Source organism: Bradyrhizobium diazoefficiens USDA 110, from assembly GCF_000011365.1.
In the GTDB taxonomy this organism is placed as follows: Bacteria; Pseudomonadota; Alphaproteobacteria; order Rhizobiales; family Xanthobacteraceae; genus Bradyrhizobium; species Bradyrhizobium diazoefficiens.
Genome location: NC_004463.1, coordinates 8,004,198 through 8,029,560, shown reverse-complemented (window position 1 = coordinate 8,029,560; position 25,363 = coordinate 8,004,198). Strand labels below are relative to the sequence as shown.

Annotated in this window: 20 protein-coding genes; 12 read left to right on the top strand and 8 right to left on the bottom strand. The window is 66.9% G+C overall.

The genetic code is table 11. The features are described from left to right. Positions 1–132: 132 nt before the first annotated feature. The 3 genes from BJA_RS36980 (at position 133) to BJA_RS36970 (ending at position 7,293) form a co-directional block, all read left to right on the top strand. Complete coding sequence (locus tag BJA_RS36980) at positions 133–1,854, top strand: AMP-binding protein (RefSeq protein ID WP_011090028.1); 1,722 nt, start codon at positions 133–135, stop codon at positions 1,852–1,854. Positions 1,855–1,866: 12 nt separating this feature from the next. Further along, entirely contained in the window at positions 1,867–5,172 is a 3,306-nt protein-coding gene (locus tag BJA_RS36975) for an acetyl-CoA carboxylase family protein (RefSeq protein WP_038965449.1), read from the top strand. A gap of 252 nt (positions 5,173–5,424) precedes the next feature. Then, positions 5,425–7,293, top strand: coding sequence for a sigma-54-dependent Fis family transcriptional regulator (locus BJA_RS36970; RefSeq protein ID WP_038965450.1), 1,869 nt, complete (start codon positions 5,425–5,427; stop codon positions 7,291–7,293). A 183-nt stretch (positions 7,294–7,476) separates the two neighbouring features. On the opposite strand, the gene BJA_RS36965 is transcribed toward BJA_RS36970, so the two are convergent. Then, on the bottom strand, positions 7,477–8,031 hold the full coding sequence (locus BJA_RS36965) for a flavin reductase family protein (RefSeq protein WP_011090025.1): 555 nt from the start codon (positions 8,029–8,031) through the stop codon (positions 7,477–7,479). Between the two features lie 57 nt (positions 8,032–8,088). After that, positions 8,089–9,186 carry an LLM class flavin-dependent oxidoreductase gene (locus BJA_RS36960; RefSeq protein ID WP_038965454.1) on the bottom strand — a complete coding sequence of 366 codons (1,098 nt, stop codon included), beginning with the start codon at positions 9,184–9,186 and terminating at the stop codon, positions 8,089–8,091. Between the two features lie 216 nt (positions 9,187–9,402). Between BJA_RS36960 and BJA_RS36955 the strand changes: the two genes are divergently transcribed. From BJA_RS36955 to poxB, 3 genes are all read left to right on the top strand, one after another. Continuing rightward, positions 9,403–10,317, top strand: a complete 915-nt coding sequence (locus BJA_RS36955) for a 2-dehydro-3-deoxygalactonokinase (protein WP_011090023.1) — start codon at positions 9,403–9,405, stop codon at positions 10,315–10,317. Between the two features lie 15 nt (positions 10,318–10,332). Beyond that, positions 10,333–10,965 carry a 2-dehydro-3-deoxy-6-phosphogalactonate aldolase gene (locus BJA_RS36950; RefSeq protein WP_011090022.1) on the top strand — a complete coding sequence of 211 codons (633 nt, stop codon included), beginning with the start codon at positions 10,333–10,335 and terminating at the stop codon, positions 10,963–10,965. A gap of 80 nt (positions 10,966–11,045) precedes the next feature. Beyond that, entirely contained in the window at positions 11,046–12,782 is a 1,737-nt protein-coding gene (gene poxB, locus BJA_RS36945) for a ubiquinone-dependent pyruvate dehydrogenase (protein ID WP_011090021.1), read from the top strand. On the opposite strand, the gene BJA_RS36940 is transcribed toward poxB, so the two are convergent. Beyond that, positions 12,779–13,144, bottom strand: a complete 366-nt coding sequence (locus tag BJA_RS36940; protein ID WP_028172912.1) for a hypothetical protein — start codon at positions 13,142–13,144, stop codon at positions 12,779–12,781. The genes poxB and BJA_RS36940 overlap by 4 nt on opposite strands. Positions 13,145–13,212: 68 nt before the next feature. Next, entirely contained in the window at positions 13,213–14,136 is a 924-nt protein-coding gene (locus BJA_RS36935) for a PaaI family thioesterase (protein ID WP_011090019.1), read from the bottom strand. A 147-nt stretch (positions 14,137–14,283) separates the two neighbouring features. On the opposite strand from BJA_RS36935, the gene BJA_RS36930 reads away from it, so the two are divergent. Next, a complete protein-coding gene (locus tag BJA_RS36930; RefSeq protein WP_028172914.1) occupies positions 14,284–14,601 on the top strand; it encodes a hypothetical protein in 318 nt (105 codons plus the stop codon). A 39-nt stretch (positions 14,602–14,640) separates the two neighbouring features. Here the strand turns inward: BJA_RS36930 and BJA_RS36925 are convergent, their stop codons facing one another. Continuing rightward, on the bottom strand, positions 14,641–16,110 hold the full coding sequence (locus BJA_RS36925; protein WP_038965463.1) for an amidase: 1,470 nt from the start codon (positions 16,108–16,110) through the stop codon (positions 14,641–14,643). 128 nt (positions 16,111–16,238) lie between these two features. Next, a complete protein-coding gene (locus BJA_RS36920) occupies positions 16,239–17,351 on the bottom strand; it encodes a ring-opening amidohydrolase (protein ID WP_011090016.1) in 1,113 nt (370 codons plus the stop codon). Positions 17,352–17,648: 297 nt separating this feature from the next. Between BJA_RS36920 and BJA_RS36915 the strand changes: the two genes are divergently transcribed. The 5 genes from BJA_RS36915 to BJA_RS36895 all read left to right on the top strand — a co-directional run bounded on the left by BJA_RS36915 (position 17,649) and on the right by BJA_RS36895 (position 23,987). Further along, positions 17,649–19,985: a Tex family protein gene (locus BJA_RS36915; protein ID WP_028172917.1), complete on the top strand. Its 2,337-nt coding sequence runs from the start codon at positions 17,649–17,651 to the stop codon at positions 19,983–19,985. Between the two features lie 338 nt (positions 19,986–20,323). Next, entirely contained in the window at positions 20,324–20,845 is a 522-nt protein-coding gene (locus BJA_RS36910; protein ID WP_011090014.1) for a hypothetical protein, read from the top strand. A 100-nt stretch (positions 20,846–20,945) separates the two neighbouring features. Next, positions 20,946–21,638 (top strand): response regulator transcription factor, encoded by a 693-nt coding sequence (locus tag BJA_RS36905; RefSeq protein ID WP_011090013.1) that lies wholly within the window; start codon positions 20,946–20,948, stop codon positions 21,636–21,638. Further along, a complete protein-coding gene (locus tag BJA_RS36900; protein WP_011090012.1) occupies positions 21,625–22,716 on the top strand; it encodes a sensor histidine kinase in 1,092 nt (363 codons plus the stop codon). The genes BJA_RS36905 and BJA_RS36900 overlap by 14 nt, the downstream gene beginning before the upstream one ends. 29 nt (positions 22,717–22,745) lie before the next feature. Beyond that, on the top strand, positions 22,746–23,987 hold the full coding sequence (locus tag BJA_RS36895; RefSeq protein WP_038965456.1) for an amidohydrolase family protein: 1,242 nt from the start codon (positions 22,746–22,748) through the stop codon (positions 23,985–23,987). A gap of 10 nt (positions 23,988–23,997) precedes the next feature. Here the strand turns inward: BJA_RS36895 and BJA_RS36890 are convergent, their stop codons facing one another. Together BJA_RS36890 and BJA_RS36885 are read right to left on the bottom strand one after the other, a co-directional pair. After that, the gene (locus tag BJA_RS36890; protein WP_011090010.1) at positions 23,998–24,369 is read right to left on the bottom strand and encodes a response regulator transcription factor; all 372 of its coding nucleotides are present in this window, start codon (positions 24,367–24,369) and stop codon (positions 23,998–24,000) included. Then, on the bottom strand, positions 24,366–25,232 hold the full coding sequence (locus tag BJA_RS36885; protein ID WP_011090009.1) for a S1C family serine protease: 867 nt from the start codon (positions 25,230–25,232) through the stop codon (positions 24,366–24,368). Before BJA_RS36885 ends, BJA_RS36890 begins: the two co-directional genes overlap by 4 nt. Positions 25,233–25,363 lie beyond the last annotated feature (131 nt).

Below are 25,363 nucleotides of genomic sequence, written 5' to 3'. Positions count from 1 at the left end.
GCGCCGCGGCATCGGCCGTGATGCGGAAAACTGTTTTCCTTGACATGAAGTCTGCCGTGCTCGACGTGTAACGATGTCGATTGACGGCACGTGCGTGCCTTATGAAAAGAAAAGCAACACGGGGAAGACGTCATGAGCGCGGCCCTCAACGAGAAGGACTACCTCGCCACCTTGCGCGGGTTGTGGGACAAGGCGTGGCCGAAGGGCCTGCCGCGTTCGCCGAACTATCTGCACGGCGAAGCTCCTTTGACGGAATATCTGCGCGCCTGGGCGAGGCGGAGCCCGGAGCGTCCGGCGGTGATCTTCTACGGGCACGTCACCACCTACGCCGATCTCGACCGGCAGAGCGACCGCTTCGCGGCACTGTTGCAGGCCAAGGGCGTGCGCAAGGGCGATCGCGTCGCCGTCTTCCTGCCGAACTGCCCGCAATTTCACATCGTGTTCTTCGGCATCCTGAAGCTCGGCGCGGCCCATGTCCCCGTCAGCCCGCTGTCGCGCGCGTTCGAGCTGTCCTACGAGCTCAACGATACCCAGGCCGACGTAATCGTGGCACTGGACCAGCTCATCCCCGTCGTCGAGCAGGTGAGGGGCGAGGTGCGGCTGCGCGAGATCATCGTCACCAGCTTTGCCGATGTCCTGCCGGCGGCGCCTGCGTTTCCCACGCCGGAATCGATCCGCGCGCCGCGCATCGCGGCCGCAGGCGCGACCGATCTGTTGCCGGCGCTTGCCGCGATGCCCGCGCCGTCGCCGCTGCCGCCGCCCGGCCTCGATGAGGTCGCTGCGCTCAACTACACCGGCGGCACCACCGGCATGCCCAAGGGCTGCGTTCACACCCATCGCGACATGGTCTATACCGCCGCCGCCAATTACGGCATCTCGGTCCTGTCGGACGAGAGCAGCGTGTTCCTGTCGTTCTTTCCGGAGTTCTGGATTGCCGGTGAGAACTTTGGCTTGATCTTTCCGCTGTTTTCCGGCGCGACGCTGGTTCTGCTGGCGCGCTGGGATGCCGTCGGCGCGATGGCCGCGATCGACAAGTACAAGGTTACGATCACCGCGATGCCGGTCGACGGAGCGGTGGAGCTGATGGACCATCCGCGCTGGAGCGAGTTCGACCTGTCGTCCTTGAAGCAGGTGCGCGTCGTCTCCTTCGTCAAGAAGCTCAACGCCGACTATCGCAGGCGCTGGAAGGACCTCACCGGCACGATCCTGATGGAGGCGGCCTGGGGCATGACCGAGACCCACACCTCCAACACCTTCACATCAGGCTTCCAGGACGACGATTTCGATCTGAACAACCAGCCGATCTTCGTCGGCCTGCCGGTCCCCGGCGCCGAGTTCAAGATCACCGATTTCGAGACCGGCGCGCTGCTGCCGCTCGGTGCGGAAGGCGAGATCCGGGTGCGGACGCCGTCGCTGCTCAAGAGCTACTGGAACAAGCCGGAGGCGACCGCGGAGTCGCTCGTCGATGGCTGGCTGCGCACCGGCGACATCGGCAGCATCGACAAGGACGGCTTCCTGCACTTCCTCGGCCGCCGCAAGGAGATGCTGAAGGTCAAGGGCATGAGCGTCTTCCCGCCGGAGATCGAGGCGCTGCTGGGTCAGCATCCGAAGGTGCTGGGCTCGGGCGTGGTCGGACGCGACGATCCCGACAAGGGGCAGGTGCCGGTGGCCTATATCCAGCTCAAGCCGGAGGCGGTCGGTACCATCTCGGCAGAGAGCCTGCGTGCCTGGTGCGCCGAGCGCATGGCCGTCTACAAGGTCCCGGAGATTCGCATCATCGAAGCTCTGCCCCTGACGGCGACGGGCAAGGTGAAGAAGCAGGACCTCGATCCAAATCTGCCCGCCGCAGTCTGAGTGAGAGACATCATGTCGTTCAAGAAACTCCTGATAGCCAATCGCGGCGAGATCGCCATCCGCATCGCGCGCGCGGCGGCCGATGCCGGCATCGCGACGGTAGCGATCCACCCTGCAGACGACGCGCTGTCGCTGCATGTGCGTGTCGCCGACGAGGCGCTCGAGATCCCCGGCCGCGGCGCGCGGGCCTATCTCGACATCGAGGCCGTGGTGACGGCGGCGAAGGGCGCCGGCTGCGATGCCGTGCATCCCGGCTACGGTTTTCTGAGCGAGAATGCCGCGTTCGCCAAGGCCTGTGGCGAGCAGGGGATCACCTTTGTCGGGCCAAAGGTGACAGCGCTCGAACTGTTTGGCGACAAGGTCGCGGCACGGCAACTGGCCAAACGCTGCGGCGTGCCGATCATCGCCGGCACCAGCGGGCCTTCGTCGCTCGAGGAGATCACGGCGTTCTTCACGTCGCTTGGCGGCAACGCGGCGATCGTGATCAAGGCGATGGCCGGCGGCGGTGGCCGCGGCATGCGCGTGGTCGAGAATGCGGCCGATCTGGCGGAAGCCTATGCGCGCTGCCAGTCCGAGGCCAAGGCGGCATTCGGCTTCGACGGCGTCTATGCCGAGCGGCTGATCCGCCAGGCGCGTCATATCGAGGTGCAGATCATCGGCGACCGTCATGGTGCGGTCTCTCATCTCTGGGAGCGCGAATGCACCATCCAGCGCCGGCACCAGAAGCTGGTCGAGGTGGCGCCGAGCCCGTCGCTGAGCGGGCCCTTGCGCGGCCGCATCATCGAGGCGGCGAGGCAACTCGCGACCGCCGCGGCTTACGACAATCTCGGTACCTTCGAGTTCCTGGTCGACGGCACGGCGGAGGATAGCTTTGCCTTCATCGAGGCCAATCCGCGGCTCCAGGTCGAGCACACCGTGACGGAAGCGGTGCTGGGCCTCGACCTCGTCCGCGCCCAGCTCGCGGTCGCAGCAGGCAGCACGCTGGACTCGCTCGACCTTGCGCAGGGATCGATCCCGAAGCCGCGCGGCTACGCCATGCAGCTCCGCGTCAACATGGAGACGCTGGACGAGACTGGCGCGACGCATCCGACCGGCGGCGTGCTCGCCTTGTTCGAGCCGCCGTCGGGGCCCGGCGTCCGTGTCGATAGTTTTGGCTATGCGGGCTACAAGACCAGCGCGGCCTTCGATTCGCTGCTCGCAAAAGTCATCGTGCATACGCCGGGCGAGGCCTGGCATGACGTGGTCGCCAAGGCTTCGCGCGCCCTGCGCGAATTCCGGATCGATGGCGTCGTCACCAACATCGCCTTTCTCCAGGCGGTGCTCGCGCATCCCGATTTCAGGACCAACCGCATCGCGACCGATTTCATCGATCGCAACATCGCGAAACTGGTCGAGGCGGCCGATGGCGCAGCCAAGCCGCTCTACTTCGCCCCGACTGAGCGAGGCGGCGGTCACGGCATGGAGACGCACATTACGCAGGCCGTGCCCGAAGGCGCGGTGATGGTGGCGGCACCCCTGCAGGGAACCATCGTCACCATTCAGGTGAAGGAAGGCGAGGTCGTGCGCCCCGGCCAGCAGCTTGCCGTGATCGAGTCCATGAAGATGGAGCATCTCGTCATGGCCGAGCAGGGCGGCCGGGTCACGAAGCTCGTCGCCGGAGACGGCGCCACTTTGATGCACGGCGAACCGATCCTGTATCTGGAGCCGCTCGACGTCGCGGCCGACGCGTCGGCGGCGGAAGCCGATGTCGACCTCGACCACATCCGTCCTGATCTCGCCGAGCTGATCGCGCGCCAGGCCAACACGCTCGATGCGAACCGGCCGGCCTCGGTCGAGCGCCGTCGCAACACCGACCAGCGCACCGCCCGCGAGAATGTCGCGCAGCTCGTCGACGACGGCTCGTTCATGGAGTACGGCAGCCTCGCGATCGCGGCCCAGCGCCGCCGGCGCAAGCTCGACGACCTCATCCAGAACACGCCGGCCGACGGCCTCGTCATGGGCGTTGCGACCGTTAACGCCGAGAGGTTCGGCCCGGAGGGCGCGCGCTGCATCGTCGTGGCCTATGACTACACCGTGCTCGCGGGCACGCAGGGCCACATGAACCACAAGAAGATCGACCGCATGCTGACGCTGGCGGAAGACTGGCGCGTGCCGCTGGTGTTCTACGCCGAGGGCGGCGGCGGCCGGCCCGGCGATACCGACCGGCTCGGCATGACCGGGCTCGACGGCCCGTCCTTCGTGCAGTTCGCAAGGCTCTCCGGCCTCGTGCCCGTCATCGGCGTCGTCTCCGGCTATTGCTTTGCCGGCAATGCCGCGATGCTCGGTTGCTGCGACGTCATCATCGCCACCAAGAATGCCTCGATCGGCATGGGCGGCCCAGCGATGATCGAGGGCGGCGGGCTCGGCGTCTACCATCCGGCCGAGGTCGGCCCGGTCTCGTTCCAGTCGCCGAACGGCGTCATCGACATCCTCGTCGAGGACGAGGAGGAGGCGACGCGCGTCGCGCAAAAATACCTGTCCTATTTCCAGGGCGCGGTGACCGACTGGCAGGCCGCCGACCAGCGTCTGCTCCGCCGCGCCATTCCGGAGAACCGCCTGCGCGTCTACGACATCCGCAGCGTGATCGATCTCGTCGCGGACAGGGACAGCGTGCTGGAGCTGCGCCGCGACTACGGCGTCGGCATGATCACCGCGCTGATCCGCATCGAGGGCAAGCCGTTCGGCCTGATCGCCAACAACCCGCGCCATCTCGGCGGCGCGATCGATGCCGATGCCGGCGACAAGGCCGCGCGCTTTCTCCAGCTCTGCGACGCGTTCGATCTGCCGATCGTCTCGCTCTGCGACACGCCCGGCTTCATGGTCGGCCCGGAAGCCGAGAAGACCGCGATCGTGCGGCACGTCTCGCGCATGTTCGTGACCGGCGCGAGCCTCACCGTGCCGCTGTTCGGCATCGTGCTGCGCAAGGGCTACGGCCTCGGCGCACAGTCGATGATCGGCGGCGGCTTCCACGCCTCGTTCTTCACTGCGGCGTGGCCCACCGGCGAGTTCGGCGGCATGGGCCTCGAGGGCTATGTCCGCCTCGGCTTCCGCAAGGAGATGGAGGCGATCGCCGACCCCGAAGAGCGCGAGACCTATTACCGCAACAAGGTCGCCGAGCTCTATGCCAACGGCAAGGCGGTCTCGATCGCGTCCGTGTTCGAGATCGACAACGTCATCGACCCCGCCGAGACGCGGCGCTGGATCATGGCGGGGCTTAGGTCGGTGCCGAAGCCGCCCGCGCGGACGGAGAAGAAGAGGCCCTGCATCGATACCTGGTGAGCGCAGTGCAGCAATCTTGATGATGCCGTCATTCCGGGGCGCGCGCAGCGCGAACTATGGTGTGCAATTGCACACCTGAGAATCTCGAGATTCCGGGTTCGATGCTCCGGGCCGCGCTTGCGCGGTCCCATCGCATCGCCCCGGAATGACGTCTAGAGACCGTGTGCCATCTCCCCCGTTCCCGGTTCCCGATTGACATCCCCGCCCGTGCTGCCAGACTTTGCACAATAATACAGGGTGGAGACGTCCGCGATGGCCAGCCTTTCGGCCTCGAACCATGTCGCCCGCGTCTTGTCCGTCGCCAATCATGTGGCCGACGTCGATGCCTCTTCGCGGATCGCCAATTCGTGGCGGCGCTGCCTGATCAGCCACAAGCTCGATCCCGCCCGTCAGGGCCCGCCGCAAACACTCACCGAGGCCGAGATCCGGCATGTCGCCGAGCCGATGGAGGAGACGATCCGGCTCGCGACGCCCGAGCTCGACGATCTCGCCGGCGTGCTGCGCGATGCCGGCTACTGTGTGAATCTGGCCGATGTGAACGCGACCATGCTGTTCAGCCGGCTGCCGGGCGAAGCAGATGCGAAGATGTTTCTGGACTGGAAGATCTACACCGGCTCGAATTTCGCCGAGACGTTTGAGGGCACCAACGGGCTCGGCACCGCGCTGGCCGAGCAGAAGCCGATCCTGGTGCATCGCGACGAGCATTTTCGCGCGCAGTGGCACATGTTCTCCTGCGCCGTGGCGCCGCTGTTCGACCAGGCCGGCCGGCTCGCCGGTGCCATCAACATCACCTCCTGCCGCGAGGATCTCGAACGCGCCGCGCATCAGCTCGCGCTCGCGGTGACGATGGAGGCGACGCGGCGGATGGAGGGTGCGATCTTCCGCGGCCATTTCCGCAACGCCTGGATCGCGACGGTGCCGGGTGACGGCGGCAGCGGCCTGCTCGCCTATGACGACGACCGCCGTATCGTCGGCGCCTGCCGTTCCGCGCGTGCGCTGCTCGGCCTCACCGACGGCATGATCGCATCGGGCATCGATCTGTCGCGTTACGTCAAGTTCGATCATCACGCCGCGCGCAGTGCGGACGATGTTGTCGAGCTGCGCCGCGCCGACGGCAGTCCGTTGGGCGAGGGCCATGTCGCCCCGCCGCTGCGCGCCAAATCCTTCACGGGTCCACACGCTCCGCGCCGCGATGCGACGATCGACCGTTTTGATGACCTGCATCGGCTCGCCGGCCGCGATCCCGGCCTGATGCGAAGCGTGAAGCGGCTCCGAAGCATCGGCGATCGCAATCTGCCGGTGCTGCTGCATGGCGAGACCGGCGTCGGAAAGGACGTGTTCGCCCGCGCCATTCACGCGGCGAGCAACCGTGCCCGCAACCATTATGTTGCGCTGAACTGCGCGGCGATGCCGGAGAGCCTGATCGACGCCGAGCTGTTCGGCTATGAAGCCGGCGCCTTCACCGGCGCGCGGCGCGAGGGCTCAAAGGGCCTGATCGTGCAGGCCGACGGCGGCACGCTGTTCCTCGACGAGATCGGCGACATGCCGATCGCGCTGCAGACGCGTCTCTTGCGCGTGCTGGAAAACCGCGAGGTCTGGCCGCTCGGCGCGCTCAAGCCGGTGCCGGTCGACATCCGCCTGATCAGCGCCACCCATCGCGATCTCGGCCGCATGGCGGAGGAGGGCGCCTTCCGCGCCGATCTCTATTTTCGTCTCCGCGGCATGGAGGTGAAGCTGCCGAGCTTGCGCGAGCGCGCCGACCGCGACGACATCATTCGCCAGATCGCGCGCGAGGAAGCGCCGAATTGCCGCCTCTCGGACGAGGCCTGGGCGCTGCTGTCGGCCTATCCGTATCCCGGCAACATGCGCCAGCTCCGCCATGTGCTGCGGCTTGCCGGCTGCACGGCGGAGAACGGTGTCGTCACCGATGCCGATCTCGATCTGCCGCTGTTCGGCGGCCGTGCGGCGGAGCCGGACCTCGCGGCGGCCGAGCGCGCGACGATCGTCGAGGCGCTGCGCAAGCATGGCGGTCGTGTGACCGAGGCGGCGCGTGCGCTGAAGCTCAGCCGCGCGACGCTGTATCGCAAGATCAAGCACCTGAAGATCGAGACCGCGCAGTAGCGCTTTCGGTTGGAGATGAACGAGGAGCGAGCCGCGGGCTTTCGCCTCTCCCCGCGTGCGGGGAGAGGCGACGCGCGAAGCGCGGCGGGTGAGGGGGACTCTCCGCGAGTCCAACTGTCACCATCCTCGGAGAGACTCCCCCTCTCCCCGCAAGCGGGGCGAGGGAGCGCACCGCCGCCGCCCTTACGAAAAATCCGTCCAGCTCAGATGCCTTGAATCGAGGTCGCCGACTGAAACGGTGCCGCGGATTTCGTGGGGTACGTGGAAGCTGCTGCGCAGATAGACCAGCGGCGCGGCCCCGTCGGAATGCGACACCCCGCGGACTTCGCCGACGAAGATCGAATGCGTCTTCGTTTCGAATTCCTGCGCCAGCTCGCAATCGAACGCGGCCACCGCGTCGGTCAGCACGGGTGCGCCGGTGGCCCCGCGTGTCCACTGCCCGAACGCAAAGCGGTCGTCACCGTTGACGCCCTTCTGGCCGCTGAAGGTGAGTGCCAGCAGCGCGTGGTCCTCGTGCAGGAAGTTGATTGCGAAGGCGCCTTCCTCGCGGATCCGCGTATGTGCGCTGGCGTTGCGGTTGACGCAGACGATCAGCGACGGTGGATTGTCCGACAGTGAGCAGGCCGAGGTGACCGTGAGCCCGGTGCGCTTGCCGTGCTCGGCACCGACCGTGACCAGCGCGACGGCACCGGCGCATTGGCGCATCGCCTGCTTGAAATCCTTTGCGTCCACGCTCACGCGGAGATCTCCGAAACGGGTGCGGATGCGGCACGATCGCGCCGCATCCGCGTCGGGTCAAGCCGCCTTCTTCGCGGAGCCGAGATGCTTCAGGCGCGGCATCACCTCGCTGCTGAGCAGCGAGAGCGAGTGGTGCCAGGCCTCTGCCTTGTGCTTGTAGTCGAAGCCGAACACCAGCAGCACGCCGAAGCCGCCGACCTCGTCGTAGATCTTCTCGATCTTCTCGGCGACGGTCGCGGGCGAGCCGACGATCCAGTTCCGCTTGGCGCAATATTCGACGGTGACGTCGCTGTCGGGCACGTCGGGCGCGTGCTTCAAATAGTCCTTGAAGCCGAAATGGCCGAGCAGGGGCAGGAAGTACTCGTGCATCATCCGGCCCATCATGTCGCCGGTGGAGAGCTTCCAGGCCTCTTCGTCGGTGTCGGCAACGAAGACCTCGCGCACCAGCCGCCAGTCCTGCCGGTTCGGCTTGCGCCCGGTCTTGGCCGCGCCAATCTCGACCGAGTCCCAATGGCTGCCGACATAGGCCGGGTTGAGGTTAAGGCTCATCGGGATGAAGCCGCGTTCGCCGGCGAGCTTCAGCGTGTCCGAGTTCTTCGACAGACCGGCAACGCCGATTGGCGGATGCGGCGCCTGCAACGGCTTGATGTGAGGCTTGAGGAAGTCGAACATCGTGTCCGGCTTGGTCACCGTCCAGAATTTGCCCTTGTAGGTCCAGGGCGCGGGATCGGTCCACATCTTCAGGATGATCTCCAGCGCTTCGCGGGTCATGTCGCGGTTCTGCCCGCTCATGCCGTCGACGTTGAACATCGCCCAGTCGCTCGGCAGGCCGCTAGCCGCGACACCGAAATTGAGCCGGCCTTCGGACATGTGGTCGAGCATCGCGACGCGGTTGGCGAGCTCGGCCGGATGGTGATAGGGCAGCAGGAAGCCGCCCGGCCCGATGCGCAAGCGCTTGGTCTGCATCAAGGCCTGGGCGATCAGGAGATCCGGCGTGGGATTGGGTTCCCAGGGCGCGGTGTGGTGCTCGCCGACCCAGGCCTCTTGATAGCCGAGCTCGTCGAGCCAGCGCATGACTTGCAGGTCCCAGTCGTTTCCTTCCTTCAGGCCGCACTCCGGCGGGTGCGAAGGCATCGTGAAATAGCCGATTTCCATGGGTTTTCTCTCCACAATTGACGCGTCTTGGTGCGCGGTTCACGGATGTGAGTGGGGATGCATGAGCAAGCGGTGTGCCAGCGCGGCAGCGTCTCAGACCTGCGATAAAACGCTGGTTTGCGGCGGCAATAGCCGATATCCCGGGGCGAATTTGCCTGCCGTCGTCTCATTGTCGCGAGACGGCGTCTTGCCGGTGAGACGAGGACGAGAACCGAGATGAGCGAACCCGCCTATGTCGCGGTGGACTGGGGCACCAGCAGCTTCCGCCTGTGGCTGGTCGATCGGGCCGGCCAGGTCCTGGCCGAACGCCGCAGTGGCGAGGGCATGCTGGCCGCGGCCAAGACCGGATTTGCCGGTGTGCTGCAATCGCATCTTTCCGCCGTCGAAGCACCGGATCATCTGCCCGTTCTCGTCTGCGGTATGGCCGGCGCCAAAACCGGCTGGGTCGAGGCCGGCTATGTCGACACGCCGGCACCGCTCACCTCCATCCTGAAGCAGGCCGTGCGGGTGCCGGGTGAGGCGCGCGACATCCGCATCCTGCCCGGCATCGCGCAGCGCGACGCAGGCGCGCCGGACGTGATGCGCGGCGAGGAGACGCAGTTGCTCGGCGCGCTCGGCCTTAAGGCCGCCGGCGAAGCGCTGGTCTGCATGCCCGGCACGCATTCGAAATGGGTGCGGGTGAAGGACGGCACGGTCGAGCATTTCTCCACCTTCATGACCGGCGAGCTGTTCAGTGTGATCTCGCGCGAGACGATTCTGTCACTCGCGGTCGCAGGCGCCGATGACGCCGAGGATGTTGCAAGCTTCAAGGCGGCGGTGAAAGCCGCGTTCGAAGCGCCGGCGTTCGCCGCCAACCTGCTCTTCGGTGCGCGGTCGCGGCAGTTGCTGTTCGGCGGCACGCCGGCCGCCGCGCGCGAGACGCTGTCGGGCACCTTGATCGGCGCCGAGCTGGCGGCGGGTCTCTCTGGCAATGTTCCCAAGACCGGCATCACGTTGGTTGCGTCGGGGCGGCTGGCGACGCTGTATCAGCTGGCTTTCGATGAGCTGTCGGTGACCCCGCGGCTGGTTGATGCGGATGAAGCCGTTCGCCACGGCCTGTCGATGGCGGCGGCGGCGATCTGGACGAGTTAAGAAGGATTTCCTGAGATGAGTGTTCCCTTTCCGTCGATGAAGCGTCCGCTGGTCGCGATCCTGCGCGGCGTCAAGCCGGAGGAGGCCGAGTCCATCGTCAGCGTGCTGATCGAGGCCGGCATGACCGCGATCGAAATTCCGCTGAATTCGCCCGATCCGTTCCGCTCGATCGCCACCGCTGCGAAGCTCGCGCCGGCCGCCGTGCTGATCGGCGCCGGCACGGTGCTGACCACCGCAGATGTCGATCGTCTCAATGACGTCGGCGGCAAGCTGATGGTCTCGCCGAATGTGGATACGCAGGTGCTCGCGCGTGCGCATCAATACGCCATGGTGACGTTGCCGGGGGTGTTTTCGCCGACCGAGGCGCTGCTTGCCGCGCGCTCTGGCGCATCGGGCCTGAAATTCTTTCCGGCGAGCGTGCTCGGCGCATCCGGTATCGCCGCGATTCGCGCGGTGCTGCCGGCCGGCGTGATGATCGCTGCCGTCGGCGGTGTCTCCGACCAGAATTTTGCGGAGTATATCAAGGGCGGCGTCACCGCATTCGGGCTTGGCTCCAGCCTCTACAAGCCCGGCATGTCGGCGGCCGATGTCGCAGCGCGCGCAAAGCAGACGATCGCGGCCTACGATCGGGCGATTGTGAAAGACTGAAGCTGCAATAAACCAGCCGTGATCCCGTCACGGCCGCGCTTTATCCTATCTTGCTGAATCAGCGAGATCAGGAGACCGACATGGCGATCAACAACGTGGCCGATCTGTTCGTGGCAACGCTCGAACAGGCCGGCGTCAAGCGGATCTACGGCATCGTCGGCGACAGCCTGAATGCTTTTACCGAGGCGCTGCGGCGTCGCGGCACCATCGAATGGATCCACGTCCGGCATGAGGAGGTTGCGGCGTTCGCAGCCGCCGGCGAAGCCGAGATGACCGGAAGCCTTGCGGTCTGCGCAGGTTCCTGCGGCCCGGGCAATCTGCATCTGATCAACGGCCTGTTCGACGCGCATCGCAGCCGCGTCCCCGTGCTGGCGATCGCGGCGCAGATTCCGTCGGCCGAAATCGGCGGCGGCTACTTTCAGGAAACCCATCCCCAAAACCTGTTCCGGGAATGCAGCCATTATTGCGAGCTGGTCTCGGATGCGAGCCAGCTGCCTTTCGTGATCGAGAACGCCATTCGTGCGGCCGTGGGCCTGCGCGGCGTCGCCGTCATCGCCATGCCCGGCGACGTCGCGTTCCGCGATCCGCCGAGGCGCGCGCTGTCGACGGCGCGGGGGCTCGCGCTGTCGGCGCCGAAAGTCGTGCCTGAGGCCAATGAGCTGAAGGCGCTCGCGGACCTCCTGAACGGCGCCGAGCGCATCACCCTGTTCTGCGGCCGTGGCTGCGCCGGCGCGCATGCGCCGTTGATGCAGCTTGCGGAGGCCTTGAAGAGCCCGATCGTGCATGCGCTCGGCGGCAAGGAGCACGTCGAATACGAAAATCCCTACGATGTCGGCATGACCGGGTTCATCGGCTTCTCCTCGGGCTATGCCGCCATGCACGCCTGCGACGCGCTGGTGATGCTCGGCACCGATTTCCCCTACAAGCAGTTCTTCCCGACCGGTTGCCAGATCGCGCAGATCGACATCCGCCCGGAAAATCTCGGCCGACGCTGCAAGATCGACCTCGGCCTCATCGGCGACGTCAAGCTGACCATCGAGGCGCTGCTGCCGCTGCTGAAGACCAAGACCCAGCGCAAGCATCTCGACGATGCCGTCGCGCATTACAAGAAGGCGCGCGAGGGGCTGGACTCGCTCGCCAGGGGCACCCCCGGCAGCAAGCCGATCCATCCGCAATATCTCGCCAAGGTCGTCAGCGACCATGCGTCCGAGGATGCCGTGTTCACCGCCGATGTCGGCACACCCACGGTGTGGGCGGCGCGCTATCTCGAGATGAACGGCCGCCGCCGGCTGATCGGCTCCTTCGTGCACGGCTCGATGGCCAATGCGATGCCGCAGGCGATCGGGGCGCAGGCCTCGCAGCCCGGCCGCCAGGTGATCTCGCTGTCGGGCGACGGGGGCTTCACGATGTTGATGGGCGATCTGATCACGCTGACGCAGATGAAGCTGCCGGTGAAGGTCGTCGTCTTCAACAACGGCGTGCTCGGCTTCGTTGCGCTGGAGATGAAGGCCGCCGGCTTCGTCGACACCAATGTCGACCTGCAAAACCCCGATTTCGCGGCGATGGCGCGCGCGATGGGGATCTTCGCGAAGCGCGTCGAGGACCCCGGCGAGCTTCCGGGCGCGGTGAAGGAGATGCTGGCCCACAACGGGCCCGCGCTGCTCGACGTCGTCACCGCCAAGCAGGAGCTGTCGATGCCGCCGACCATCACGACCGAGCAGATCAAGGGTTTCAGCCTCTGGGTGCTGCGTGCGGTGATGAACGGCCGCGGCGACGAGGTGCTCGATCTTGCGAAGACGAACCTGCTGCCGCGTTAGCTGCGCTTCGCCGACGGCACATGCAACCGCTCGTGGCGGCGCTGGAAGCGCTGCCAGTGCAGTACGCTGCCGATCAGCAGGGCCGGCACGAAGCCGAGCACGATCAGGAAATGCGGCAGCTCCTTCGGCGAGATGAAGGCGATGGCGATGTCCGAGATCAGCCACAGCGCTGCGAACATCACCGCGAAATCCGTGCGCGGGCAGCGCAGATAGTAGAACACGGCGGTGATGACCACGGCAGGCCCGATCGCGATGGCGATCAGCACCGCGGTCAGCTCCTTCGGCGTCACCGCGTCGAGCACCATCGACGCCAGCAGCCACATGGCGGCGAACATGGCGATGATGTCGATCGGATGCCGCAACCCAATACCTCTCACGGGGAACGCGCTATCGTTGTGGTTCCAGGCCCCCGCCGTCAAGTAAAATAGGCCTATTCCTCGTCGTTTCCAGGCGTCGGCCGCAGCATGAAATGGCCGAAGGCAGTGGCGATCGGCTTGTCCGCATCGTCCTGCCAGGCGCGCGCCTCGAAGGCGACGATGCGCCGGCCCTGCTTGACGATCGAGACATTGGCAAAGCTGTCGAGCGCGCGGCCGGAGCGCAAGTAGTTGATGGTCAGCCCGATCGGCTTGGGCGGCGCGGCGGCGCCGAGCTCGCGTGCGACCCCGATGATCGCCGTGGTCTCGAGGAAGGCGCCGGTCATGCCGCCATGGATCGCGGGCAGGATCGGATTGCCGATGATCTTTGGCGAGAACGGCATGGTCAGCGTGCCGTCGTCGTTGACGCGGATGCCGAGGCAGCGCGCGAACGGGCTGCGGGCGAACGGGCCATCCGGATCCTCCGGCGCCTCCAGGGTCGGGATGCTGCGCGAATCCATCCTGCGGTCGGCGAGCATGTTGGTGCGGTTGGCGCCGATCATGAAGCAGGCCGTTGCGGTTGCGACCGGATCGTCCTCGGACTCCTGATACGCGGTGGAGCGTACGAAGGCGATCGAGCGCGTGGTGCGGTAGCAGACCGAATGCGCCTTGATGTCGAGGCCCGGCGTCGCCGGCTTCTGATAGTCGATACGCAGGTCGAGGGTTGCGATCGCGCGCGTGCCGTCGAGCGCGAGCTGCACGGCCATGCCGCAGCTCTCGTCCAGCATCGCGGTGACGACGCCGCCATGCAGCACCCCGGTCTCGGTGTCGCCGACGAAGACGGGACGGTAGGGCAGGCTGGACCAGGCCTCGGCGGGTGCGAAGCGGTCGAGCTGGAGCCCGCTGATATGGCCGTAGTCGGAGCGGCGGCCCTTGATGGCCTCGGCCAGTTCCTCGAACGGGAGCGTGGCAGGTAGGCCGGACGTCGATGAGCTGGACATGGCGATGTTCTAGACCAGTGCCGGGCGCCGCGCAAAACCCCGAATGCGGGTCGCACGGTAGGCCTGCGGTCGGTTGGGCCTCGACAGGGCGGTCCGAAGCGCCGATGGTGAGCGCTTCGTTCGTTCGACTAGCCGCAAGGAGCGCTTATGGCCGACCCCGAAACACCCGGCACCAATCAGGGGCCCGTCACCATTTCGAGCTCGAGCTCCGAGCGGGCGCCGATCATCTATTTCGACGGCGCGTCCTGCTTCGGCCATCACAACGGCGCGATCCAGGTCGAGCTCGCCGCGAACCTCTTGATGCCGGTCGGAGCCGCGGTCAGGGTCGAAGTGGTCCAGACCGCGCACCTGCGTTGCAGCGTGGCCGCCGCGCTGGCCTTGCGCGAAGCGCTCGACAAGGCGCTCGCGATGTACAAGCAGGGGCAGCAGCAGCCGACGGAGGAGATCCCGGCGATGAAGAATTGAGGCGGCAGCGCGATCGCATGTCATTGCGACCGCAGCTCCTCAGCTCACATGCACCTTCGGCTTTCTGCCGCCGTTCCACTTGCCGTCGAGCGCGCGCTCGATCTGGGCGGCGAGTTGCAGCAGCAGGCCGTCATTGGCCTGCTTGGCGATCGCCTGGATGCCGAGCGGCAGGTCGTGGTCCTGGGTTGCCATCGGCATCGAGATCGCCGGCATGCCGCAGAGATTGGCGAGCGGGGTGAAGGCGAAAAAGCGCCAGAGATTGCCGAACCAGTCGAGCACGTCAGGATTGTCGGAGATGGTGAGATATTCCCTGGTGCCGACTTTCGGCGTCGGCAGCGCCGTGATCGGCGTCAGGATCACGTCCCACTGCTCGAAGAACGCGCCGAAACCGCGTGACGTCGTGTTGAACACGCCTTGCATCTTCGCCCGCTCGGCGAAGCTGGTGTGCCGGCCGGCTTCCCAGATCCTGATGTTCATCGGCTCGATGAGATCTTCCGGCGGCTTGTCCAGCCCGCGCGCGGCCAGCATGTTCGAGATCACCACCGCAAAATTCGAGATGTAGCACATCGTCTGCGCCTCGAACGCCGCACGGAAGTCGAGCTCGGGCAGTGCGTAGTCGACATGGTGCCCGAGGCCTTCGAGGAAGCGGCCGGTCTTCTCCAGCTCGGCGGCGATCTCCGGCGTCGCGGTGTAATCGCCCCACGTGTGCGACAGCGCGATGCGGAGCTTGCCCGGATCGCGCTTGATCATCTCGGAATAGGGCTGCGCCGTGGTCCAGAACGGCATGAACTCGCCGGGCGCAGGCCCGCGCGCGTGATCGACGAAGGCGGCGGTGTCGCGCACCGAGCGCGACTGGCAGCCCTGGATCGAGACGAGCCCGGTGAGGTCGGACATGTGCGGGGCCAGCGAGAACACGCCGCGCGAGACCTTCAGCCCGATATTACCGTTGACGCCGGCGGGAATGCGGATCGAGCCGCCGCCGTCGGTCGCATGCGCGATCGGCACCACGCCGGCGGCAACCATCGCCGCGCTGCCCGCGGACGAGCCGCAGGTGGTGTAGTCGGTGTTCCAGGGATTGCGCGTGACGTAGACGGCCGGATTGTCGGCCGAGCTGCAGACGCCGAATTCCGGTGTCGTGGTGCGCCCGATCAGGTTCAGTCCGGCCTGGCGGAATTTGCCGGTCAGGAAGGTGTCGGCGCTCGCGCGATTGCCGCGCATCAGCAGCGAACCCATCTCCTGGAGCCGGCCCTTCATGGTCGGCCCGAGATCCTTCATCAGGAAGGGCAGGCCGGCGAACGGGCCGGCGAGGTTGGCGCCGTCCTTGGCCGGATCGGCGATCACGTCCTCGAACAGCTCGACCACGCCCGACAGCGCCGGATTGACCTTGGCGACGGCAGCAGCGGCCTGGCGGGCCAATTCCTTCGGCGTCAGCTCGCCCTTGCGGACGCGCGCCGCCAGCCCCACGCCATCGTGCTGCGCCCACTCGTTCCAGCTCATCGGCAAAGTCATGAAATTCAAATCCTCTAGATGCGGCGGTCCTTCCTTTCGCATGGACCCTGCGTGAATCAACTGAGCCGGCGCGAAGGGCAGGGTTGCATGGGGCGGAGAGGTCGCACGACCTTAGGAGGCCGGCCGTCTCAATCCGATAGTCGCGCGATCACCGCAACCGGCCCGCCGCCCGCCGGGCCCTGATGTTCGGCGCCGCCGGACACGTAGACTGCGCCGGTGCCGGCAAGGCCCGCGATCAGGCCGCCGACCGCGGCGCGGGCGTGGCGCGTCGAGCTGATGTCGGTGTCCTCCAGCATGGTGTGGCGAAAGCCGCGCACGCTGCCATCGGGCGAGGCCTCCGCCTTGGCGAAGATGTTGACGAGCTCGCGCCCGGCTTCCGCTTGCGGTGCGACGCCAAGCCCGACGCACTTCAGCGCCGACGTCACGGCGGCGGCGTCGATCGCATCGTTCATCACGGCGTGGCCGATCTCGAACTCGCTGGCCGATGCCGCCGAATTTCCGAGCACGATGACGACGTTGTGCATCAGCTCGATTCCGGCCGAGGTGGATGCCACCTTCGAGAACAGATCGTAGCGGCGCAGCACGTCCCCGTCGCTGATGTCCGAGCCGGTCTCGCCGAGCGCGACCGCAACGCCGAGCGCGGAGGCGCCGCGCGAATAGGCCATCGAACCGTAGGCGCTGGTCGTCGCCGTCTTGTTGCCGCGTGCACTTGCGGCCTCGACGCGATCGCTGGTGAGCAGCGGGCACTTGATCTGCACGAAATGGACGTCGGCGGGGTCGGCGATCCCGGCGTCCGCCATCGCGGCCTTCACGGCCGCGGCCGTCTCCGCGATCTGCGCGGCGCGTCCGAGCTCCTCCGGCAGGAAGTCCCGCGTGTGCGCCATGCCGATGCTCAGGCGCTTGCCCGACAAGCCCGCCGGCCGCCGCTCGACCTCGCGGCGCGTGAACACCGTGATATGCGGGCTGAGCACGCCTTCGGTGCCGCCGGACATCACGAAGGCAATGCGCTGCTCGACCTCCTCGGGGGACAAGCCGAGCTGTGGCGCCAGAGCCGTGCACAGCGCGGCAACGGCATATTCCCGGGTAAAGTCGTTGACACCGCCATTGCCCTCGGTCTTGCCGAGAACGGCGAGGATCGATTTGGGATCGATCGCGCCGGAGCCGATCATGGCCATGAGGCCGGAGACGTCGCCGGGGCCCTTGGTGACGATCTTGAAGACGCCGACCGATGTCGTCCGCATTGCAGTCCTCGTGTGGAGTTCGGTGGTCCGGCGGTGCAAACAGCCGTGGAACGGAGGCGCCTGTCAATCCCCGTCGTCGTCCTGGCTTTCGCCAGGACGACAAGAGGATAGAGTCTTCATACCAACCGCGCCCGCCGCATCCCCACGATTGTGGCGAGATCGCATCGGTTCAACAAAAAAATCGTCTGTCGACGGTTGCGCGCGGCACCTTGATGAATCAACCTGGGTTGGTCCATAAGCGGCGTCCCGCGACCGGATTTCGGTTTGCGTCGCGTGCTTGGAGAGAGGGATTCTCGCGTGGCAAATATCAACCAGAAAATTGCGCAGGAGCTTGGAGTTCGGGCCGAGCAGGTCGAGGCAGCGGTGACGCTGCTCGACGGCGGCGCCACGGTTCCCTTCATCGCCCGCTACCGCAAGGAAGCGACCGGTGCGCTCGACGACGCGCAATTGCGCACCCTGGAGGAGCGCCTGGGCTACCTGCGCGAGCTCGAAGACCGCCGCAAGGCGATCCTCGAATCGATCCGCGAGCAGGGCAAACTCGATGCCGCCCTCGAAGCCACGATCATGGCCGCCGACAGCAAGGCGCGCCTGGAAGACATCTATCTGCCGTTCAAGCCGAAGCGCCGCACCAAGGCTGAGATCGCCAAGGAAGCCGGCCTCGAGCCGCTCGCCAATCAGCTGATGGCGGAGCCCGGCAACGATCCCAAGGTCGTGGCGGAAAGCTTCATCAACGCCGAGAAGGGCGTGGCTGACGCCGCCGCCGCACTCGACGGCGCCCGCGCCATCCTGGTCGAGCGATTTGACGAAGACGCCGATCTGATCGGCGCGCTGCGCGAGGAGATGTGGACCAATGCGCGCATGGCCTCCAAGGTGCGCGATGGCAAGAAGACCGAGGGCGAAAAGTTCGCCGACTATTTTGAATTCTCCGAGCCGCTGACCAGGCTGCCGTCGCACCGCATCCTGGCGATGTTCCGCGGCGAGAAGGAAGAAATCCTCGACCTGCAGATTCAGGCCGAAGCCGAGGCGCCGCCGCCGGGCGTGCCCAGCGCCTACGAATTGAAGATCATGAAGCGGTTCGGCATCGCCGACCTCAAGCGCGCCGGCGACCGCTGGCTGATCGACACGGTGCGCTGGGCCTGGCGCACCAAGATCCAGGTGCATCTCAACATCGACCTGCGCATGCGGCTGTGGAACGCGGCCGAGACCGAGGCCGTGCGCGTGTTCGCGTCCAATTTGCGCGACCTGCTGCTAGCCGCGCCCGCCGGCACCCGCGTCACCATGGGGCTCGATCCCGGCTACCGGACCGGCGTCAAGGTCGCCGTCACCGACGCGACCGGCAAGGTCGTCGATACCGCCGTGATCTATCCGCACGAGCCGCAGCGGCAATGGAACGAGTCGCTCGCAATCCTCGGCAAGCTTGCCCTGAAGCACCGTGTCGAGCTGATCGCGATCGGCAACGGCACGGCCTCGCGCGAGACCGACAAGCTCGCAGGCGATCTCGTCAAGGGCCTGGCCGAGCTGAAGATGAACAAGATCGTGGTGTCGGAAGCCGGCGCGTCGGTCTATTCGGCCTCGGCCTTCGCCTCGGAGGAACTGCCCGGTCTCGACGTCACCCTGCGCGGCGCGGTCTCGATCGCGCGGCGCCTCCAGGATCCGCTTGCCGAACTCGTCAAGATCGAGCCGAAGGCGATCGGCGTCGGCCAGTATCAGCACGACCTCGGCCAGGCCAAGCTCGCCAAGTCGCTCGACGCCGTGGTCGAAGATTGCGTGAACGCCGTCGGCGTCGACGTCAACACCGCCTCGGCGCCGCTGCTCGCCCGCGTGTCGGGCGTGGGCTCGGGCCTTGCGCAGAGCATCGTGGCACATCGTGACGCCAACGGCCCGTTCAAGTCGCGCAAGTCGCTCAAGGACGTGCCGCGCCTCGGGCCGAAGGCGTTCGAGCAGTGCGCGGGCTTTTTGCGCATTCTCGGCGGTGAGGATCCGCTCGATGCGTCCGGCGTGCATCCGGAAGCCTATCCGGTGGTGCGCCGGATTCTCGCGGCCACCAAGAGCGACATCAAGGCGCTGATCGGCAGCAGCGAGATCGTGCGCACGCTGAAGCCGAAGGATTTCGTCGACGAGACCTTCGGTCTGCCGACCGTCACCGACATCCTGCGCGAGCTCGAAAAGCCCGGCCGCGACCCCCGTCCGGCGTTCAAGGCCGCTGTGTTCAAGGAGGGTGTCGAGGAGATCAAGCACCTCCAGAAGGGCATGATCCTCGAGGGTACCGTGACCAACGTCGCCGCGTTCGGCGCTTTCGTCGACATCGGCGTCCACCAGGACGGCCTCGTGCACATCTCGGCGATGTCGAAGACCTTCATCAAGGACCCGCGCGAGGTGGTGAAGCCCGGCGACATCGTCAAGGTGAAGGTGCTGGACTTCGAGGTCGCCCGCAAGCGCATCTCGCTGACGCTGCGGCTCGACGACGAGGTCGGCGCCAAGAAGGACGCCCCCGGCATGCAGCGCGACAATGGCTCGCGCAATGCAGCCCGCATGACCTCGTCGGCGCCGCGCAAGCAGGAATCCTCCGGCGGCGGCGCCCTCGCCGAAGCCCTGCGCCGCGCCGCCGAGAAGAGCGGCGGCAAGCGCGTGTGATCTCCAACCTCTCCCCGCTCTTCTGCGGGGAGAGGTCGGAATTCGCGCGCAGCGCGGATTCCGGGTGAGGCGCAGCGCACTATGTTGCCAAGATGGCGGCCCATCCGACTCCGATGTGAGTGCGCGACGAAAGCTTGGCCAACAGTCCGCATCGCATTCTTGGAGATAGCCCTCACCCCACCCTCCCCGTAAGAACGGGGCGAGGGAACGAGAGAGTTGGGCCTCCCTAACACCCGCGTCAGAATCTGGCGCATTTGTAAGTTGAAGGTGAGGGCGCATTCTCCTCATCTGATCCCCCGGAGCGGCGCGACCGTCGCCGCGACAAGGAGGATATTCAGATGCACAGCAGGCTTCTCACCGGCATCGTCGCGGCGGCCATGGCTGCGACGTTGGGGGTCGCTTCGCCCGTTCTCGCCCGAGGTGGTGGTTTCGGCGGCGGAGGACACGGCGGCTTCGGCGGCGGAGGACATGGCGGCTTTGGCGGCGGAGGACATTTCGGCGGCGGCATGCACGCCGGTGGCTTTGGCGGGATGCATGTCGGCGGCGTGGGCGGTGCTCGTTTCGGTGGCGCCCACTTCGCCGGCTCGCCGATGACCGCCCACGCTGCGATCGGGCCGCGCTTTGCCGGTGCGCCGCTCGCGACCCGCGCCGCCTTCGGGCCGCGTTTCGCCGGCACGGGCTGGCACGGCAGGCCCTTCATCGGCCGCCATGCATTCTTCTTCCGCCATCATCGCTTCCACCGGTTCGCCTTCGTTGGCGCGCCCTTCTACTACGCCAATTACTACGACGACGGTTGCTGGCGCAGGAGCTGGACGCCCTATGGGTGGCAATGGGTCAATGTGTGCGGAGACTATTGGTAGTCGCATCGCCGTACCGCACCATTGTCGCGATCGCCATCGGGCGGTTCCGCTCAGCCCCGGAACGGGATAGTCTGGTGGCGATCGTCGCGCGGAGTTTTGCATGACCGGAGGTCACCGCCGCATCCTGGTCGTCGAGGACGATCCGGAAACCGCAGGCCAGCTCGTCGAAGAGTTGACGACCTCTGGCTATGAGGTCGATCTCGCCGCCACGGGGCGCGAAGCCCTGAGCCACGGCGCCGCCCGCGACTATGCCGTGATCACCATCGACCGCATGCTGCCCGACATCGACGGCATCACCGTGATGCGCCAATTGCGCGACGACGGCATCGCGGCGCCCTTCCTGATCATCTCCGCGCTCGGCGAGGTCGACGACCGCGTGCGCGGCCTGCGCGCCGGCGGGGACGACTATCTCGTCAAGCCGTTCTCCTTCGTCGAGCTGCTTGCGCGGCTCGAGGCCCTCGGCCGCCGCAGCGAGACCATCGCCAAGGAGACGCTGTTGCGCGTCGGCGACCTCGCCATCGACCTGATCGCGCGCAACGCCAGCCGCCGCGGCCGCAAGATTCCGCTGCTGCCGCGCGAGTTTCAGCTGCTCGAATATCTCGTCCGCAACGAGGGCCGCGTCGTCTCGCGTGCGATGCTGCTCCAGCACGTCTGGGACCTGCATTTCGATCCCTCGACCAACATCATCGACGTCTATGTCGGGCGCGTCCGCCGCAAGGTCGACGACGCCCAGGCCTATCCGCTGATCCACACCATCCGCGGCATCGGATATTGTCTCCGTGCTCCTGGCTAAGACGCTCCGCTCCTCGACCTTCCGTCTGGCGCTGATCGCGATCGCGGCATTCGGGCTGATCGTCGCGGCGATCATGGCCTACGTCTATTTCGGTACGCTCGCCTATGTGGAGAGCCGGCTCGGCTCCGCCGGCGATCGCGACGGCTTCACCGGCACGATCGAACTCGCCATGGTCGCGGTCGCGGTGCTGCTCCTGGTGCTCGCCGGGCTCGCAGCCGTGCTGGTGACCCGGCGCACGGTGGGGCGGATCGAGGAGATCAACGCCACCAGCCGTGCCATCATGCTGTCCGGTCTCGACCGCCGCATTCCCCTGCGCGGCAGCCACGACGAGTGGGACCGCGTCGCCGAAAACCTCAACCAGATGCTCGACCGCATCGAGACGCTGATGGGCGAGGTCAAGCAGGTCAGCGACAACGTCGCCCACGATCTGCGCACGCCGCTGACGCGCATGCGCGGCCGGCTGGAGAAGGCCTATCACACCCCGCGCAACAGCGAGGCGGATGCCACGCTGATCGGCGACACCATCGCCGATCTCGATGCCGTGCTCGGCATGTTCGCCTCCATCACCCGGATCTCGGAGATCGAGACCCGCGCCCGCAGGAGCGCCTTTCGCGCGCTTGATCTCGCCGAGATCGCCGGCGAGGTCGTCGAGCTCTACGACGCCGCCGCCGAGCAGGTTGCGACGCGTCTCAGCCTCGGCGGCGACCGCGAGGTCGCGATCACGGGCGACCGCGACCTCTTGTTCGACGCCGTCGCCAATCTCGTCGACAACGCGATCAAGCACGGCCGCAAAGGCGGGCAGGTGACGGTGACATGCCGCAGCGCCGATGGCGGCGCCATGATTACGATCGCCGACGACGGTCCGGGCATTCCCGCTGAGGCGCGCGATCACGTCTTCAAGCGGTTCTACCGTCTCGAACAAAGCCGCTACACGCCGGGCAACGGCCTCGGCCTCAGCCTCGTTGCGGCAGTGGCGCGCCTTCATGGCGCCGAGATTGCGCTGCATGACAATGCGCCGGGCCTGACGGTCCAGCTCCGGTTTCCGCCGCCCGCGCAGCCCGGCACCCAACTTGCATGATTGCACGCGTACCGAGTGGAAGTCCTGCAATGCCCCGCCTGCCAGACCTCGTCATCACCAATGCCCGCACGCGCAGCCGCGAGATCGTCGACATTGCAATCACCGATGGCGTGATCACCGCGATCGGCAACCGGCTCGATCCCGGCGCACAGGCCTTCGTCGATGCCAAGGGCGGCCTGGTGACGCCGGCCTTTGTCAATCCGCACCTGCACCTCTGCAAGGTCTGGACCCTGCCGATGATGTCGGAGGCGGCGCTAGAGGCCTATCAGGGCGGCGGCATGAGCGAGGCGGCGAAGGCGGTCGATCTCGCCGCAGCGGTGAAGAGCAACTACGACGCGTCCTGGATCGTCCCGAACGCACGGCGCGCGGTGGCGCTCGCCGCGCTCCACGGCAACCTCCACATCCGCGCCTTCGCCGACGTCGACACCAAGGCCCGGCTGGAGGGCGTCAAGGCGCTGCTCGCGATCCGCGAGGAGTTTCGCGGCATCGTCGACATTCAGGTCGTGGCATTCCCGCAGGACGGCCTGTTTCGCGAGCCCGGCGCAGAGGGCCTGATGCGCAAGGCGATGGCGCTCGGGGCCGACGTCGTCGGCGGGATTCCCTGGATCGAAGCCGACGAAGAGGACATGCGCCGCCATGTCGCGTTCTGCTTCGACCTCGCGGCCGAGCACGGCGCCGAAACCTCGATGCTGCTGGACGACGTCGGCGACGCCAACATGCGCACGCTCGACATGATGGCGCGCGCGGTGATCGCGCGCGGCGTCGAGGGCCGGGCGCTCGCCCATCATTGCCGGGCGATGGCGCTCTATCCCGAGAACTATCTCCGCGAGCTGAAGGTGCTGCTCGGAAAGGCCCGTGTCAGCGTCGTCAGCAATCCGCACAACGGCCCGCTGCACGCGCGGGTGAAGGAATTGCTCGGTGCCGGCATCAATGTCTGCCTCGGCCAGGACGACATTTCCGACGCCTATTATCCGTTCGGCCGCAACAACATGCTGGAGGTGGCGTTCCTCGCCTCGCATCTGTTGTGGATGACGAAGAAGAGCGAGTTCGAGACGCTCTACGACATGATCACCACGCGCGCCGCGACGGCGATCAACCTCGAGCGCTATGGCCTCGGGCTCGGCTGCGCAGCCAACCTGGTCGTGCTCGAACAGGCCGACGTCACCGAGGCGCTGCGCTTCCACAGCCCGCCCAGCATCGTGATCAGCCATGGCCGCGTCGTCGATACCGACCGCATGCGCGAGCTGGCGCAGACCGCGATCGGCGATTGAACCGCGCCGCTCAGAGCTCGATCACGCCGCGGCGCGCGGCATGCGCCACCGCATCGGTGCGGCCGGTGGCATCCAGCTTGTCGAGCAGCGAGCCGACATGGAATTTCACGGTGTGCACGGAGATGCCGAGCTGACGCGCGATCATCTTGTTGGAGGCGCCCTCGGCCATCAGCGCCAGCACGTCGAGCTCGCGCTGCGTCAGTGCGATGTCCTCGGGCATGCTGCGCGGATCGCGGGCGACGATCGTCGCGGCGGCCTGCTCGCCGGGCGCGGCAAGGCGCAGCCCGGCGACATTGCCGAGCAGCGCCGCCAGGCGATCGGCGAGGGCGGGATCGTCGATCTCCAGGGACAGCACGATCTCCGGTAGCTTGTCCTCGCTCACGCCTCCGGCCTCTCGCCGACCGTGACCTTGAAGCTGATCGGCTCGCCGCCGCGGCGCACCGCGACATCGACCACAGCGCCGACGCTCGCAGGTCCCAGTGTTCTCGACAGCGCGCGCACGCCGGACAGTTTCTGGTCGTTGACCGCCACGATCACATCGCCCTGGCGGATGCCGGCCGCCGCAGAAGGTCCGGCCTTGTCGACATTCATCACCATGGCGCCGATGCCGTCCTCGAGCCGCACCGGCTGGAGCCCGAGCCCGAGATATCCGCGCGCGATGCGGCCGCGGGCTTCGAGTTGCGGCGCGATGCGCTCGATCGTCGCCGTCGGGATCACCAGCACGCGCCTTGGTCCGAGCACGGCCATGCCGAAGGCTTCACCGGTCGCATCGAGCGCAAGGCCGCCTTCCTGGCCCGGACGCAGGCGAACGTCGAGCTCGATCCGGGCATCGATGTCGCCGCCGCGTAGGGAGCGCCAGCTCTTGCCGGACGCCGATACCATCCCGAGCGCGGCGCTCGGCGTATCACGGTTGGTGGCCACGACAACCGACAACGCGCCGAGGGGCGGGACCGTCGCGGCGAGCTTGACCGGCGCGACGCCGGCCTCGGTGCGCAGCAGCGCGATGTCGGTGGTGTGGTCGCGGCCGGCGATCGTGGCGACCACCCGGCTGCCGTCGGGGAGGCCGATCTCGACCTCGCCCTCGTCGGCCAACGCCTCGTCGGCGGTGACGATCAGGCCGGGCTTCCAGACGAAGCCGGTTGCGCGGGAGCGATGCGAGTGCACGGAGACGACGGAGGGCGCGGTGCGCGCCACGACATCCGCGAGCGCGGACGACAGTGAGGACAGTGGAGTTGGGGCGGTCATGGCGGTCTCCTGTAAGTTGTCCCCAATCTGGGATGTCGCGGGCGGTAGCGAAACTGGTCGGGTGGCCAGGACGGAGCCGGCGCCGGCCGACGAACATGTGATTGGGAGCCGTTCACGGGAACGTGTAGCAA

Excerpts from the sequence above, each read along its gene's own strand:
- BJA_RS36910 (WP_011090014.1), top strand. The coding sequence starts at position 20,324 with ATGCACAGCAGGCTTCTCACCGGCATCGTCGCGGCGGCCATGGCTGCG.
- poxB (WP_011090021.1), top strand. The coding sequence starts at position 11,046 with ATGGCGATCAACAACGTGGCCGATCTGTTCGTGGCAACGCTCGAACAG.
- BJA_RS36975 (WP_038965449.1), top strand. The coding sequence starts at position 1,867 with ATGTCGTTCAAGAAACTCCTGATAGCCAATCGCGGCGAGATCGCCATC.
- BJA_RS36920 (WP_011090016.1), bottom strand. The coding sequence starts at position 17,351 with ATGCGGACGACATCGGTCGGCGTCTTCAAGATCGTCACCAAGGGCCCC.
- BJA_RS36885 (WP_011090009.1), bottom strand. The coding sequence starts at position 25,232 with ATGACCGCCCCAACTCCACTGTCCTCACTGTCGTCCGCGCTCGCGGAT.
- BJA_RS36895 (WP_038965456.1), top strand. The coding sequence starts at position 22,746 with ATGCCCCGCCTGCCAGACCTCGTCATCACCAATGCCCGCACGCGCAGC.
- BJA_RS36950 (WP_011090022.1), top strand. The coding sequence starts at position 10,333 with ATGAGTGTTCCCTTTCCGTCGATGAAGCGTCCGCTGGTCGCGATCCTG.
- BJA_RS36955 (WP_011090023.1), top strand. The coding sequence starts at position 9,403 with ATGAGCGAACCCGCCTATGTCGCGGTGGACTGGGGCACCAGCAGCTTC.
- BJA_RS36930 (WP_028172914.1), top strand. The coding sequence starts at position 14,284 with ATGGCCGACCCCGAAACACCCGGCACCAATCAGGGGCCCGTCACCATT.
- BJA_RS36905 (WP_011090013.1), top strand. The coding sequence starts at position 20,946 with ATGACCGGAGGTCACCGCCGCATCCTGGTCGTCGAGGACGATCCGGAA.
- BJA_RS36960 (WP_038965454.1), bottom strand. The coding sequence starts at position 9,186 with ATGGAAATCGGCTATTTCACGATGCCTTCGCACCCGCCGGAGTGCGGC.
- BJA_RS36970 (WP_038965450.1), top strand. The coding sequence starts at position 5,425 with ATGGCCAGCCTTTCGGCCTCGAACCATGTCGCCCGCGTCTTGTCCGTC.
- BJA_RS36925 (WP_038965463.1), bottom strand. The coding sequence starts at position 16,110 with ATGACTTTGCCGATGAGCTGGAACGAGTGGGCGCAGCACGATGGCGTG.
- BJA_RS36980 (WP_011090028.1), top strand. The coding sequence starts at position 133 with ATGAGCGCGGCCCTCAACGAGAAGGACTACCTCGCCACCTTGCGCGGG.
- BJA_RS36935 (WP_011090019.1), bottom strand. The coding sequence starts at position 14,136 with ATGTCCAGCTCATCGACGTCCGGCCTACCTGCCACGCTCCCGTTCGAG.